The sequence below is a fragment of the Taibaiella koreensis genome (assembly GCF_003545715.1).
Taxonomy (GTDB): Bacteria; Bacteroidota; Bacteroidia; order Chitinophagales; family Chitinophagaceae; genus Taibaiella; species Taibaiella koreensis.
On the sequence record NZ_QVNU01000010.1, the window covers coordinates 61,654 to 77,286 of the forward strand.

Sequence of the window (15,633 nt, forward strand, 5' to 3'; positions counted from 1 at the left end):
AGGACTTCTACGGAACTATTGAATGCCCGAAAAGGCCTGGAGTTACTTGATAATAGCATGTTAATGCTAGCTACAATAACCTTCTTGACATCGTCAAATCTCAAACTATGAAAAATCATTTTTTATCTGCATTAAAAGGGTTGCTGATCATATCAGGACTAATGATCGGTCTTGCGTTCCAGGCCGGAGCGCAAACAAGTAATGTAAGCGGAACGGTGTTTAACGATGTCAATCGCAATACGCGAATAGACGCGGGGGAATCGTTTACAAGTCTGCCAAACCCTTTATACATTTACCTGGTACGGCTTAATGCCATCGTAGATTCGGCACATGTATCTGCTGACGGTACCTACATGCTGCAAGCGCCCAACAATCAAACTTATACCTTGGAGCTGTCTGCGCAGCCGTATGTAATTGGTTTAAATGTAACGACAACTCCGATTGATCACACACCTCTAGTTGGCTGGGCGACAACAGGTGAAAATGCCAGTGGCACCAATACAGGCAACGGCGACCTGATTCCTAATAGCATCATGCAAGTAAATGTATTCACTACTTCTTTGATAGCGCGGAATTTTGGGATAACATGCCGCAGTGCAGGCGCCAACAGTGGTTTTAATGTTTGCGCAAATGAACCTTCGGTAATGCCTTTAGCCGATTTTATATCTGGTGAAGATGTAGGCGGAGCCTGGACGCAGTTGACAGGATCGGGCATTACATTTGATGCTACAGCGGGAACTATTCAATTAACAGGCATGGCGGCAACAAGCTCTTATCGATACGATATGACTGCAGCAATGGGCTGTCCTGCCAGCTCAAGCGTCGCGACCGTTACCGTTAAGCAGATACCCGTTGCTAACCAGAGCCTGACCATTTGCGCCGGGGATTCGGCGTGTATAGTCCATCCCGGCCTGGGATCTCGCACGCTTAATATGAATGAAAAAGGTTGTTACACTACTGCTGGTATTTACGCTGATACGTTGTTAACTGCTACGGGCGACGGGTGCGACAGTATTGTGATCACAACTTTAATTGTGAATAGCTGCGGTAGTATTGATATAACAGGTAGTGTGTTTAACGATGCCAACGGCAACACGATCATTAATGCAGGCGAGATCTTCACAGCACTACCGGTGCAATTGTATGTGTATCTGGTAAACAGTAACAATTTTATTGTAGACTCGGCTTCCGTTGCAGTTAACGGAAACTATCTGGTGCAGGGATTGCCAGGCCAGGCTTATACACTTAGCCTTTCTGCACAGCAGTATCCATTGGGTACCAAAGTGGCCGATACGTCGATCAGCAATACGCTCCCCGCAGACTGGGTGATTACCGGAGAGAATGGCAACAACAATATTGGTACAGGCGATGGTACACCAGACGGTTCACTATCCGTAATCCTCAGCACAGGTAATCTAAGCAACCAGAATTTCGGTATCACTGAATCCAATGTATTACCGATTGGGCTGTATTCCTTCGAAGCTGCAAACTTAAATTCCAGCGTATTGTTGAGGTGGCGTACTGCGAGTGAAGAGAACAATCAAGGCTTTGAGATTGAAAGAAGCACGAACGGCAGCTATTGGACAAAGATTGGCTTCGTAAACAGTAAATCTGAAAATGGTAACAGTAATGCAAGACTGGATTATCGCTTTATCGACAATGGTCCAACGACTGGGAAAAGTTTCTACAGATTAAAGCAGATCGATCAGAATGGTGGTTTCGCTTATAGCAACGTTGCAGCTGTTATGTTCAGAAAGGAAAAGAATGCTATATCACTTTATCCCAACCCTGCATCAAATGAACTGATAATCGAGGGACTTGAGCACAACGCTACTATATGCATCATGAATACTTTGGGTCAAAACCTGCGTACCCTGAAATCAAATGAAAATCAGGTTCATCTCAATGTCTCCGACTTGGTGGATGGGGTATATTATATAGTTGTTACTGATCAAGATGATAAGGAGATCAACAGGCAGAAATTTTTGAAACAATAATCTTGTTCCAATTTACATAGTAAATATGATGTCATAGATTGTCACAACAACCTAGGGCTACATCAATACTTATGCCAGCATTAGACCACAAGAAAGCAATCTGTAAAATTTGAAATATTTTATTGAACATTCTCAACGCAAGGAGCAGGAAGGAGCGGCAATATGATTATCAGGACTTCTATGGGCGAGCATATTTACATTCTACCTAACAGAATAAGCAAGAAGCGCGCACTCATTTTGAGGTTATTGATTTGTCTTCCGTAGGTTTTTTTTGCGAAGACCACTTTTATCTACAACTACATATATTTGATTTCAACTATACTTATCTTTTTGGGGCTACACTTATATATGACTGTTGATCACCTATACGATGGGTTACTTTGGAAGCGTAGGCTACATAAATCTCGAGTTAAGCCAAATATTTTTCATTATAAACTAAAACGACTATGCAATTAACATCGTCTCTTAAAAAGAAATCACCGGTCAAAATTGTCAGGAAGGCCATTTTGTTTTGTAGTCTATCTGCTATTTCGCTTGGCGTTCAGGCGCAAATTACGATTAATAATAACTCAACGCTTACTGCATTGAGCATGGGCTACAATGGCTACAATCCACCGGCACAATTACGTTATAGTCCGGCAGGTGTCGTAACAGGCTGGGCGGTAAGCGCTAGTACACCACTGCTTGCACCAACAAGTACTGGGGGGACGTATGGTTATAATTTACCGTTTCCTACTTCTACCACAACGGTCAATGCAACCTATACCAGCTATGGGGATGCAACGATTAATGCTTACAACGCCACTGGATTAGTAGCTTCCAAAGCGATCACAATTTACCCGCGCAATATAGAAGTGCCCGGTTCCATTAGCTATTCTTCCGGCAACGTTTCAGGTTCAAAATCATTTACAGCTGGCGGCAATCGATGGGTAAACGCCGCGAGCTATTATAGCTGGGGACTCAATTCATTTAACGCGGATGATTATACTATTGCCGGTAGCGGCGCTACGGCTATACTAACACCACAGCCATGGGCGCCTCTTGATCAATATGTGGCTGTGCTTTGCTACTTTGTTCCCAATGGAGCGCCATTTAACAGTTCAGACGGCTACCTTCCTTATGGTAGCTCGCCTTCCGGCACACTTCTCCGTGAGCCCCGGATCACATCAAGCAATCCTAACAACGTGATTTGCACAGGTACTCCTACCATTTTGACGGTTGATGTGGATGATAATCCCAATACCGGAACGTATATACCGGGCGGTACCTCCACCGCTACTTGACCATCATTCTGGCGCTGGCGTCATTTTGGTCGTAAATGGTACAAGAATAACGTAGAGATTCCTGGTGAAACAGGCAAGACACTGAATGCCACCACCTACGGGGCTGGCTCTTATCATTGTTATATCTGGCAATATAACCAAACCTCTGGCGGCGGTGGAACGTATGTTTGGTCCAGCACCCCTTCTGCAGAAAAAACGTCCAATATTATTGTACTCGGTGACCCTACGCCAACCGGTGGATTTACAGCTAACTTCACAATTAACGGAAATGCTATCAATGCAACTACGCCTCTGAATGCCTATTATTGTAACCCTATTATATTCAATAGCACATCAGGTGCGGTGGGCAATACTGCATACAGTATCGAAATTAGGCAGGGACTTACTGTAAAGTGGACAAGCGGCAATACGAATGGCGTTATGCCGGCAACATTTGACCTGAGATCAGTTTATCCCGGTCTCAACACTGGCGGAGTCTTCGATATTGTCTATACTTTATATAACCAGTGCGGGATTGGTGGTACTACTAAAATAGGGAAGATAAATATCCAGACGCCTACGGCATTGTCCTCACTTCAAACTAATGCGGTTACGGCCGGTTACGAGGATGTATCCTATCCAAGCGCAACTAGCCCATCTTCGCCTAATGATGTAGGTCCCGTGGAAACAACATTTCTTATTAACGGTAGCTACAATACAGTGCCTTCAACGGCCCCCGTATGTGCCTATAAATATCATGTAGAAAGGTGGGATGGAGGAACAACATGGACTACTGTTGGTGAAACAACTAGCAGGACGGCCGTCTGTTCTTTGGCCCTGGTTAAAACCATTGGGATCAATATAGCCGCCGGCGGCGCAGGAACACCGTATAAAGACTTTTTCGAAGATAATGTGAATGCTCCCGATTTGTCTGTTTGGCGTTTGGTAGTTGAATTAACTAACGATTGTGGCACTTATACCCAATATGCCGTATTCAGGATCAACAGAGGTGGATTCAGAAAGGATGGCCCGTCTACCGGTCAAACGTCGGACAATCTAAGTGTTAAAGGAGAGAATAGCAAATTTGGCAGTGAAGAGCTAGTTAATAAGGTCAGCTTCGCTCCGGTTCCCTTTACCAATAATGTCACCGCGCGGTTTTCCCTTTCAGAAGCTGCGCAGATTTCGATGCAGGTGTATGCCATCGACGGTCGTCTGGTCGCAGGCGTAAAAGAACATAGCATGAATGCAGGCAATCAAAAGCTGGAAATTGCTACCGCTGACTGGGCATCAGGTATCTATTATTATACATGCACTATTGGCAAACAGGTATTCAACGGTAAAATCATTCGCAAGTAATACCTCGTTTGAAAAACAAATTGCGACAGTTAAATCAGCATAAAGCACTATATTTTCATCAACCATAAAAGCTAGATAAAAAGCAAATTGAAGCGGCTTGTGGATTGAATAGTATATAGTGGTATTCATCACTGCGAACAGAAGAGGCTGTCTCACAGAATTCTGAGACAGCCCCTTCTGTTCATACCTATCGTGGTTTTCCAGATGATCAATTCGCGATTCAACTAATATCAAGTTTTTGCGCGAGAAATCCGACTTCAACGATTGTAGGTCGGCATAAATTTCGCACCTCCTGGCGATTGATATTTTACCAGCAAATACATGTTACTAAATCGGATGCGATTTACCTAAGCGTAACGACGATATTTATATCGTATCCATAGGGGTATCTGTTTTCGATATCGCATGCGCCATTAAGGTCCATCACACGCTCTTTTATATTTTGCAATCCTATCCCCACATACTCATTGCTACTGTCCCATCCTTTTCCATCGTCGCTATACTTTATTGCAAGCCTGTTCTTCTCTTGCTTGAATGAGATTTGGATTAGTTCAAATTCAGCGTGCTTTATGGTGTTGCTCAGGCATTCATGGAGTATGGCACGGATATGTGTAAACTGTTGATGGCTGATAAATCTCTTTTTATCCACGGTTTCTGTTACAGAATACTTGAATGTATTGTCAGGGTTGAGTTTATTCAGTGTAGTCCTGATTTCATGCGTTAGGTCAGGTAATTTAATCAGCCTTTCCGACTTAAGATCATGCGAAAGATGGCGTATTACCTCCATCGTTCGTTCTATCTGCTTTTCAAGCTCGCTCTTTTCGGGCATAAGCTCTTCTGTTCGCTTCGCCTTAGCCAAGGCCTTTGCATAGAGAAGTGCCGGACCGGTTTCATCATGAATATTACGTGCCATACTAAGCTTGAATTCAATAAACCTGTCCCTTTGCTTACGCCGTATATATTGTATCATGAACAGGCTCATCATTATAAGCACGACAATAATGATCCCTGCTATTAGCAGCCGTCTTTCCGTAAGTCTCTTCGATGCTCTGGCTTCGTCAAGTAATACCTGTTGATCATCAGCTTTTGCCTGCGCGTAAAGCATTTCATCGACATTCTTAACTACTGATCCTCTCATAGAATCTATTATCAAAACGGCATCAAATAGCTCATCAGCACTTTTCCGGTACGCTGCATCGTCGTAGTCTGTTTTTGCATTAAGCCATTTCAGCCGGAACCTTGTACCTGGATTACTTTCATGCCAATTGAGGCTATCATAGATACGTAAATAATATCGGCTGCTGTCAATGTTCTTGTAGTACATGTAATAGCCCAATTTCCAGTCTACAAGTGTAGCTTCTATATCCTTCTTTAGATAGCCCGGCGTATTACCATCTGTTAGCAATTCCTCAAGCCTTCTAAAAACGGCTTGCAACCGGCCAGGATTTTCAGCGGATGCACATACTTGCTGGTAGTTAACAAAAATAAGCGAACAGTTTATATTGGCGATAATGTCGTTGCCTGGATGGTAAGTGCTCCTTATAGATCCGGCTAAACGTTCCATGACGGATACAACTTCATTGCCTATCAACGTATCTCCCAATTTATATAATGCATTTGCAGATTTTTCAAGTGCAGCTAATGCTTGAAGTGATTGGTCGCTACTACCGATTACCTTTTTGTTAACCAGCTCTGGAGTTTGAAGCAAGTAGTCCTTTTCCCTCATAAAGATCTCTCGTACTTTTTCCGGCAACTGGTGCTTATCATAATAATCCATGATAACAGTAAGGCCACTTAATGACTTACGCCCGGTCATCTGCCGTTCCAGTTCGTCAATTTTTTCAGCATAGTACAACATTTCTCCATAACGCCCCGCCATTTGAGCCTGATTGCTAAAAACGGCATAGTACCTGCGAAGATGTCTTTTATTCTTTATCCTGACTGCGGCAACCTTGTACACCCGCAGTAGCTGGAGTAGTTCTTTATTACTAAAATCTACACTATTGGAAAGGGCACCACGCATCGTACCGAACATCTGGTTTGAGAACCCGGTATCGGACAGTTGCCCTTTTTTATATAACGCCGTTAGCTTGTTTACTTCCTTTATGGTAGCTGCTTTACTGTTTTGAGCGCTGGTAATATGTGCAGATAGTAAAGCGCATAAGCAGATAATAACGATTAAGAATCGAAGCATTTTGAAGTTGTTCCCGGTTTAGTTAAGATTTGAAATGAATTGAATGCGCTCCTTGCAGAGGGGCAAATGTAGCACTTGTAATAGCCAAGTTCGATTACACTCTTTGGATATTTTAGAACTAATATATGTTTTGCATCAGCGCGCCGGCGACTTTCGTGCTCTTACGCTGATATAATAATCGATGCCGGTTTATCACAGCCGGACATCGTGTTTCTTCTTTTGGAAGCGTTTCTTAAGTAGAGTTTTCTCTATTGATCTATAGAGGTTGCACTGATTCTTTTAATGGCTCAAGGAGTTTGGAATTAAATTTGACAACGACATGTTAATGTTAACCTAAACTACTTCCTGATTTCAACAAATCTTCAATTATGAAAAGCAAATATTTACCGCTTAAGGCCTTTGTGCTTGCCGCGCTGTTCCATGCCGGAATGACAATGGAAGTTACGGCTCAGACCTGTTACACATCGAATGGCTGTTCCGATTATAGTAATTTCGGCTACAACTCGGATTCGGCTAATACCTTAGAATATGATAATTATGTATCCGCCTTTCACTCTACTGTAGTCAGAGACCTGGATGGCTCCTTAAAAATATGGGGTGAAAGAACTAAAGCCAATGGAACGGGTAGCTGGTTGGTACCCGCTACCATCAATGCCGGCAATTACCCCGGTCTTACCGGTACACCATTAAAAGTAGCTATGGGTAGCGGTGGCACCGATAACGTACAGTTTGTATTGCTCACAAGCGACAATAAGCTTTGGGTCTGGGGAGTTGAGGGCAATTTAGTTCACGACAATCTAACCTCTGGTACGTCTTTCCAGCAGCTAGGCCTGGGCCTACCAGCAGGAGTGATTGCGGCCGAAGTTAAAATGTTATACGGTACATCATGCGGCCTCATTTTAACGACCTGTGGCGGACATGTGTATGTTTTAACTAACTATCAGCCTTCCCTTCGCGGAGATGGTGTCACAAGTACTGCAGTAAGTAGCTTTACTACCTGGTCGCATGTAGAAAAACAAGGAGGTGGCTATTTAACAGGTATCGTAGCAGCTAGGGGGACCTTGAGTGGTGCTTTTGCGCTGGATAATTCTGGTAACCTATGGACATGGGGATTAAGCTGGAATGGGGTAAGTGCTTCCTCTGCCACGCGCAGCAGGGCTGTGTCGGTACCCTTACCTGCAGGTGCTACTGGTCCTATTAAAATGATCGGCATGACCCATACATCTAGCAATTATGATAACAGTTATTATGTTTTATATAAAAACGGCAATCTGTATGCGATGGGTTATAATAATTTAGGGCAATTGGGTAACTGGAATACCACAAACCAACCTACCTGGGTACAGCCCCATTACACCTCGGCAAGTGGTCCAGTAATGAACGATATCAAATGGATTTCGCCTAATGAGCATGATCAGAGTTATGCCGCTATAAACGTATTGACCAATGGTAAGATAATTTACAACTGGGGAGAGGAAAGCGGCAATATGATAGGACGCGGTTCTAATAATTCAGGACCGAGCGCAGTGAATCCGGGACAGCCCAGTGGCTTCCAGGCAGGCTTTTCCAATACTAATATTGTTGCTGTAGAAAGTGGCGGACATACCACGATGATACTAAGAGAGTGTGCAAGTACTTTTGGCTATGTAGGTCATAGAGTCGATGGAAGCATGGGGGATAATGCAAGTGCTTCGGCTTACGACCCCATATATCACTTCAACACCAATGCCGTACAGGTATGTGGTGCGCCTACCAGTACTGCCGGGCTGGATGCTTCGCTTAATGGACCCTGTTATACCGGCGGCGCAATACAGTTGATAGGCACGCCTGCAGGTGGAACTTATGCTATCGATAATGCCGGGAGTACTGCAAGCGCTAGTTTAAGTGGCACCACGCTCACCTTTAATACTACTGGTACTTTAAGAGTAAACTATACTGTGAACACAGGTGGTAGCTGTGGAACTGCAACTGCGGTAAAAGTATTTAATGTATTAAGTGCAGTAGGCAGTAGTAACATACCCGTAACCATACCCGGTACCATCTGGAACGATACAGATGGTGACGCCGTAAAAGATGCTGGTGAGAATGGCATTGTCAACGGCCTTTGGGTAAACCTGGTGGCACCCAATGGTACTGTGATAGCGTCCACAGAAATAAAAACCGATGGCACTTATGCCTTTCTGGTGGGTACCAGTTATCTGGCGGCCAGCGGCAATTATTCCGTCATTGTCACCAACGACGCTAAAGTAGAGGGTGATCCCCTTGCGACCGCCGATACACTTAACGGCGGCTATATCTATACCGGCGTCAATCGTGGCACTACGGGCATCGACGCGACCAATCGTACAGGGAAGCTCAATGTGGGCAACCTGAGTACCGTTACCGGTGGAACAACTACCAACCCGGTAAATTTTGGCATCCGCCCCTTGTCACCTGTTGCCAATAATGATACGCTCAGTAGCCAGGCACGGGGAACGTCGGCAATTGTTCCCAATATCCTGGGTAATGATGTCGATTCAGCCGGAAATATGCTAATGGCCGATAGTATAACACTGATCATACCTGCTGGTATGCCGACCGGAACCCTCGCCAGCGCTACCGATGCCCAAGGCGATATTACAGAGATTACTGTGCCGGGAGAAGGTGTGTGGACGCTTAACCCAAATGGTACCGTAACGTTTGTTCCTGAAGCGGCTTTCTTTGATGATCCGACGCCCGTTCAATACATTGTAACCAGCCAAACGGGTACAACAAGTAATGCGGCCAGTATCAATATCGATTATAATGATGTTGTAAACGTAAGTGGGGTTATCTATCATGATGCCAATGGTATAATAGGTGGTGCGAACGGTACGCCTGCGGCAGGCATAACCGTTACCTTGTATGACACTGATGGCTTAACCGTTATTGCCACGGCCGTAACCGCTGCTAATGGTAGTTATAGCTTTGCAGGGGTTAATCCGGATAATTACATTGTATCTGTCACGCCTCCTGCCGGCTACGTTAACGTGAGTTCTACTGACGCCACACCCCTGAACGGTTCGACGAGTGTCAATGCCAGTGGTACAAACGATATTCAGAACATCAATTTTGGTATCGAACAACCACCGGTGGCTGATGAAAAAGATTACCTCATAGACCAGTCTGCATTTAGTGGCGCACCGCCTTCCGGCTTTCCCAATGTATCAACCCCTGGCGACAATTGGTATGCCATACCCATGTCTTCTCCTGAGCTGACCGGAGCAACCGGGGGCGCTATGTCTGGTACCGATGCCGAAGATTGCACTGCCTTATCATCTTGTAATACCGGCACCGGCACTACATTTTCGATCCAAACCATTAACAGCAATACTAAAGTGTTCTACGATTTTGGTGGCACCACCGGTATTGTTGCAATAGATGTGACCAGTGGCCCCGTTGCGATAGCCAACTTTGATTTGACGAAGCTGGTTATCTGGGGCCAGGAAGGCTCCGGTACCTCCGGCAACGAAATAGGATTTACGTATGCCATTACCGACAAAGCAGGTGTGTCAAGTACTCCTGTTAGCTATGCGATTGGTACCGGCACTCCTCTTCCCGTAACGTTGCTCAGCTTCAATGCAAAGCGCCAGGGCAGCGCTGCATTGCTGAGCTGGACAACCGCATCAGAAGTTAATAATCGTGGATTTGCAATCGAGCGCAGCAAAGATGCAACCGGTGGTTGGATAAATATAGGTTTTGTTGAAAGCCTGGCTCCAGGCGGAAATAGCTCCGCCCCCCTGGAATACAACTTTGTTGATTCCAAACCATTGAGCAATAATTTTTACAGGTTGAAACAGACCGATCTTGATGGCCGGTATGTGTACAGCCTGGTCCGTCAGATTTCCTTTGGCCTGGATAAACAGATAACCATCAGTCCCAACCCGGCCAGCAATTACATTACCGTTGGCGGCCTCTCCGGGATGGAGACGATAAAAGTGTATGATGTGACAGGAAGGCTGATACGCAAAGAAAAAGCGGCCGGCAGCACTGTTGCCATTACCCTCGACGGTCTGCCCAGGGGGACTTACCATGTTGCCATTATATCCGGCGACGAAAAAATCGTCTCAGAAAAAGTGATGAAGCTGTAGCGATACCCAGAGCATCTGGAAAGAAATTGAATAAAGTCTGCGTCTGGTTTGAGTACATACAAAAACGGCCCTCAAAAGGGGCCGTATTTTTTGTGTCGCTTGTCGAAGGCACACGTTCCGTGGATAGGGCTATGAATAACAACGGCTTTGCCTAGGCCTGTTAAGTTCACCCTAAAATAGCTTCTCGGAAGTCCCCCAATCGCCATTTCCATAAAGCAATTAAATATTGCCGGGAAGGACTCCCTCAGACGGCATAATTTCCAAAATTGCTCTCTGTATTTGCTCTACAGGTATATTTTTCGGAATACAACAATCGATTGTTGATTCTTCCAATAGCACCACTACTTTAATACGGGGTTGTACCGACTTGGCTTGCCGGATAAGCTCCAGGTTAAGCCTTTCACTAATCTTTCCTTCGCAGATTATTATATCTACCGTTTGTTCCCCCAGTATCCGAAAGCATTGCTGATGGGTACTGGCCTCCAGCAAAGTGGCATCAGAGAAAATACCTTGAATAATAAATGCCATTCCACGCCGTAGAATATCCATCTTACTTAAAATTAAAAAAGTTGGCATCGATACATTTCATATTAAATTGAAAAGCGGTGATATTTACCTCCCCAATTTAATATTACATCCAATAATTACCGGAACGTATAGTGGTATTTGATGAAACCAATTGAATGATTCAACGAAAGATTTGCCTTGTTTTAACCGACCATAATAAATGTTGATCGAAAATGATCTAAATGAATTTTTGTTGCTGTATGATAAAAGATCAAATCAAACAAAGAATTGATTTCTCTCAATAGAGAAACATTAGTCTTGGTAAAGTGTTAGTAGATTTTTTGAAAAGAGTCCACTAAAATTGGATAAATACGATATACTAAGAACACCTTTTTTTGAAGTTATACTTTCAGCGAGGCCGGTGCTAGTAACGATGAATAAGATCAACCTCATACATTTTTTAAATATTAAAAGCCATCCTTGAATTCAAGAATGGCTTTTATCGGATTATTGTTTAAAACCTAGCAACCGGTACAGCCGGGATTGGTTTCAACAGTTAAACATCTAGGCGGCTGAGTAGGGCATGTAATTTGATAGGTAAGGTCACACAAAATGGGGCATGTATTTTGCCTGGTTGCTTTTCCTCCGATCAAATGAACCGATGCTAATGGAGATATCTTTTCTTTAGATAAAACCAATTTATTTAAGGAGATCTTTGTTTTTTTCATAGTTGCTTTTTAAAACTTGAGGTTGTAAAGCACCACTGAAGATGATTTGCAACAGCATAGATATAAAACGGTCTTTCCGAGTTAGTTCCCTGCCACGCAATAAATACAGGTATATGTGTTTAGACATGCATCACTTAAAGGTTTGCAGTCATTGCTGGCCGGGGATTGACATATTTGGCCGGGGTGGTATGTAAACGGTTTAGGGCCGCAATTAGCCACTACAAGAGAATCCAGTAAGGTAGGACAGTTCGCCGCACATGACTCTCCGGCTGGGCTAGAAGCGCAATGTATAGCTGCTGAATCTCCGCCGCCCATCGTATGGGTCTTTTTACTAAGATCGACTATTTGATCTTTAGTCAGAATCAATTTTTTACCCAATTCAATTTTCTTCTTTTTCATAAGATTATGTTTTTAGTAAAATTGAGCAGGTTTTACAACAAAAAAACTTCCGATTCACCGTTATGTCATTTGAGTTCATAATTCTGTAAGATTAGTCACAGGGATGTAAATGCAAAAGCTGTCCTCAAAGTCGGGCTGCTATGAAAAGCATGTCCTTAACCATACATCATTGAAATGATTTAATTTACCGTAAATTATTTTGCTTGGTGAAAATTTTTCTCTGTAGCCTTCTCTGGTACTTATTTTTTTATACATACTGCCTGGCGCAGACGTATACCTACGCCCATTATGATACAAAGGATGGCCTTGCGGGATCAACGGTATATGGTATGGCGCAAACCCGGGATGGTTTTATATGGTTTGGCACCGAAACGGGTTTAAGCCGTTTTGATGGGATTCACTTCAAAACGTTCTCCACCGCCGACGGCTTACCGAGTAACGAAATTCTAACGCTCTTTCTTGACAGTAAGGGCCGGCTTTGGATGTCTCCTTTCAAAAATGCGGTCTGCTATTATGCAAATGGCAAAATCCATAACCAGGAAAATGATAGTACGCTAAAGAAGATTGATATTAGCTCGATCATCTATGGTATAGGGGAAAGTAGCAAAGGCGATATTCTGATCCAGCAATTCTTTAATACTACTATTGTCACAGCGGACAATCATGTCAAAAAATGTGCTATTGGTGTGGGCAAGCCTTCGGTGCGTGTTCCATATCCCTTTACTATCCGGTCTGCCGTTGGGGTCATTGTCGCCAACTTAGTAGAAATGCCAGCTGAAATCCGAGAAAAAATAAAGCCCGATTGGCTTTATATAGGTAAAGCACAACATAGCAATAACCTATATTACGTGTTTCAGAATAATGAGGCCATTAAGATGATCAATGCAAAGGAAAACCTGACTAAGACAATTCCCAAGAGGAGCACTATCTTGCTTTTAAATAATCATGAATATGCTGTATGCCCCCCATCTAACGGAACCGAGATTCTTGATCTGGTGCGCAAAGGAAGCTTTGAGGGCTATTTTAAGGATTGCCGGGTTCATTTTGTCATGAAGGATATAGAACAAAATCTATGGTTCTCTACACAGGGTCTGGGTGTATTTAAAGTAAACCGTAACCGGTTTAAAAACTTATTCATAACCGATGAAAAAGAAGCTATTGATATAAGGGACATTCACAAATTTGGACCTGATATTTACATCGGCGGGTTTAATAATCATTACTGGAAAGTAAAGGCTGTGGACGATCTGTTTTTCAGGAGGGAAACACTAAAAAAACCAATATCTTTTCTTTCCGACCGGGCTTTTCTTCTGGCGATACCGGACCATACCATTATCCATAACGGGAGTTCCGATTTTCTGAATTTGAAAAGGCTTGAGCCAGATTCCCTGAGTGTACTAAAGACAACTTTATCCTTTGGAGACACCCTTTTGGCGGCAGGAAACTGGGGGGTATTTCTCATAAGCAAAAAGCAGGATCGGATTTTGAAAAAGATATATTCGGGCCGCGCGACTTGTGCTTATAAACAAGACGGGACTTATTATATCGGTACTTTCGATGGACTATATGAAATGGGGCCAGATCAGAAAATTATTTTTATAGGCGACCGGTTCCCTCAGTTCAAAAGTAGTACCAGCTCTTTCACAGAAAGTAGCGACGGCACCCTTTGGATCGGCAATGCGGACAATGGCGTATGGGGTCTTCGGAGAGGCAAGATAATCGCAGCTTTTAATCTAAAAAACGGGTTGAACAGTAACCTGTGCCGTAGTCTTTTTGCTTACGAAAACAAACTTTGGGTTGGCACAGAAAAGGGACTTAATGAAATTGACATCTCCCCCGGTACCTATAGGTAACAGTAAGTATTACTACCAATGACGGATTAAACTCAAATGTTATAAATGCCATTTGTAACGATAGTAATTTTGTTTATGTCGGCACTCCTATAGGTGTTACCGTATTCGATGAACGGAACATCAGGAGACATGGCATTTGTTATCTTAACATGACGGCTATTACTGTTTCCGGGCGACCATTGAACCCCTTGCAGCAAAATTTAGTATTGAAGCACAAGGACAATAATATCTCTTTTGAATATTCTGGGATATCTTTTCTATCAGAGGGTGATATTACCTATAGATACAGGATTAAAGGTCTGGATGATCACTGGAAGACGACCCGCGAATCTGTGCTGACCTACCCATCTTTGCCATCCGGCGTATATACGTTGGAGTTGGTTGCCATCAACAAGTTCCGGGATGAAAGTAAAGTTTTGCAATATCACTTCAAGATTGAAAAGTCCATCTTAGAAACAGCCTGGTTCAGAATGATAGCCGCCCTTATAACAGTATTGTCTATTGTTCTGGTTGTCCGCTATACGATCCGGCTGTCGCACCGTAAAGAAACAAACAGGATAAAGATCGATTATAAAATAAAGTCACTCGAGCAAATGGCTTTAAGAGCACAGATGAATCCACATTTCATATTCAATTGCCTTAATTCCATGCAGCAGTATATTTTGGTGGGCGATGTTAAAAAGGCTAATTTCTATTTGAGCAAGTTTTCAGAATTGGTAAGGGAGACATTAAATAACGCATCGAGGATCTATATTTCTCTGGAAGAAGAACTGAGCTACCTCACCAAGTATATAGACCTGGAGCGGTTGCAGCTTTCAAATACTTTTGATTATGAGATCGAAGTTGATCCTGAGCTCGACCAGAAAAAGATCATGGTGCCCAACATGGTATTACAGCCGTATGTTGAAAATGCGATAAAGCACGGGTTAAGCAGAGTAACGGCACACGGGCGTTTGCGTGTACGGTTCGGCCTGCTTCGGGAACAGCAAATATTGGAATGTATTGTTGAAGATAACGGACCTGGCATTGAACATGTATCGTCTAATTCCAAATCACCCCTTAGAAAAGACCGGTCAAAGGGCATGTCGATAACCGGTAAACGGATTGACACCCTGAATGAGCTTAGCTCGCAGGTGGCGCCAATCAAATTGCGGGTCCGAGACATCAGTAATGAGCATACAGGAGCTACCGGTACCAGAATAAGTATTGACTTCCCATTCTAATATCT

9 protein-coding genes are annotated in these 15,633 nt (G+C 43.5%); 6 read left to right on the top strand and 3 right to left on the bottom strand.

The genetic code is table 11. From position 1 onward, the window contains the following. The first annotated feature begins 107 nt into the window (after positions 1-107). From DZK30_RS24095 to DZK30_RS24105, 3 genes are all read left to right on the top strand, one after another. The gene (locus DZK30_RS24095; RefSeq protein WP_118976757.1) at positions 108-1,997 is read left to right on the top strand and encodes a T9SS type A sorting domain-containing protein; all 1,890 of its coding nucleotides are present in this window, start codon (positions 108-110) and stop codon (positions 1,995-1,997) included. A gap of 446 nt (positions 1,998-2,443) precedes the next feature. Continuing rightward, positions 2,444-3,280 (top strand): hypothetical protein, encoded by an 837-nt coding sequence (locus DZK30_RS24100; RefSeq protein ID WP_162903415.1) that lies wholly within the window; start codon positions 2,444-2,446, stop codon positions 3,278-3,280. Between the two features lie 420 nt (positions 3,281-3,700). Further along, on the top strand, positions 3,701-4,615 hold the full coding sequence (locus tag DZK30_RS24105) for a T9SS type A sorting domain-containing protein (protein WP_162903416.1): 915 nt from the start codon (positions 3,701-3,703) through the stop codon (positions 4,613-4,615). Between the two features lie 343 nt (positions 4,616-4,958). Here the strand turns inward: DZK30_RS24105 and DZK30_RS24110 are convergent, their stop codons facing one another. Further along, positions 4,959-6,809, bottom strand: coding sequence for a sensor histidine kinase (locus tag DZK30_RS24110; protein WP_118976760.1), 1,851 nt, complete (start codon positions 6,807-6,809; stop codon positions 4,959-4,961). Between the two features lie 368 nt (positions 6,810-7,177). Here DZK30_RS24110 and DZK30_RS24115 point away from each other — a divergent pair, with 368 nt between their 5' ends. Further along, on the top strand, positions 7,178-10,918 hold the full coding sequence (locus DZK30_RS24115; protein WP_118976761.1) for an SdrD B-like domain-containing protein: 3,741 nt from the start codon (positions 7,178-7,180) through the stop codon (positions 10,916-10,918). 219 nt (positions 10,919-11,137) lie between these two features. On the opposite strand, the gene DZK30_RS24120 is transcribed toward DZK30_RS24115, so the two are convergent. Together DZK30_RS24120 and DZK30_RS26145 are read right to left on the bottom strand one after the other, a co-directional pair. Next, positions 11,138-11,494 carry a response regulator gene (locus DZK30_RS24120; RefSeq protein WP_118976762.1) on the bottom strand — a complete coding sequence of 119 codons (357 nt, stop codon included), beginning with the start codon at positions 11,492-11,494 and terminating at the stop codon, positions 11,138-11,140. A 740-nt stretch (positions 11,495-12,234) separates the two neighbouring features. After that, positions 12,235-12,552, bottom strand: coding sequence for a hypothetical protein (locus tag DZK30_RS26145; RefSeq protein ID WP_162903417.1), 318 nt, complete (start codon positions 12,550-12,552; stop codon positions 12,235-12,237). Positions 12,553-12,758: 206 nt separating this feature from the next. On the opposite strand from DZK30_RS26145, the gene DZK30_RS24125 reads away from it, so the two are divergent. Together DZK30_RS24125 and DZK30_RS24130 are read left to right on the top strand one after the other, a co-directional pair. Continuing rightward, on the top strand, positions 12,759-14,405 hold the full coding sequence (locus DZK30_RS24125; protein ID WP_240432989.1) for a ligand-binding sensor domain-containing protein: 1,647 nt from the start codon (positions 12,759-12,761) through the stop codon (positions 14,403-14,405). Between the two features lie 149 nt (positions 14,406-14,554). Continuing rightward, entirely contained in the window at positions 14,555-15,628 is a 1,074-nt protein-coding gene (locus DZK30_RS24130; protein ID WP_118976764.1) for a sensor histidine kinase, read from the top strand. Positions 15,629-15,633 lie beyond the last annotated feature (5 nt).

Coding starts and splice junctions, on each gene's coding strand:
- DZK30_RS24095 (WP_118976757.1), top strand. CDS start 108: ATGAAAAATCATTTTTTATCTGCATTAAAAGGGTTGCTGATCATATCA.
- DZK30_RS24100 (WP_162903415.1), top strand. CDS start 2,444: ATGCAATTAACATCGTCTCTTAAAAAGAAATCACCGGTCAAAATTGTC.
- DZK30_RS24105 (WP_162903416.1), top strand. CDS start 3,701: ATGCCGGCAACATTTGACCTGAGATCAGTTTATCCCGGTCTCAACACT.
- DZK30_RS24110 (WP_118976760.1), bottom strand. CDS start 6,809: ATGCTTCGATTCTTAATCGTTATTATCTGCTTATGCGCTTTACTATCT.
- DZK30_RS24115 (WP_118976761.1), top strand. CDS start 7,178: ATGAAAAGCAAATATTTACCGCTTAAGGCCTTTGTGCTTGCCGCGCTG.
- DZK30_RS24120 (WP_118976762.1), bottom strand. CDS start 11,494: ATGCCAACTTTTTTAATTTTAAGTAAGATGGATATTCTACGGCGTGGA.
- DZK30_RS26145 (WP_162903417.1), bottom strand. CDS start 12,552: ATGAAAAAGAAGAAAATTGAATTGGGTAAAAAATTGATTCTGACTAAA.
- DZK30_RS24130 (WP_118976764.1), top strand. CDS start 14,555: ATGACGGCTATTACTGTTTCCGGGCGACCATTGAACCCCTTGCAGCAA.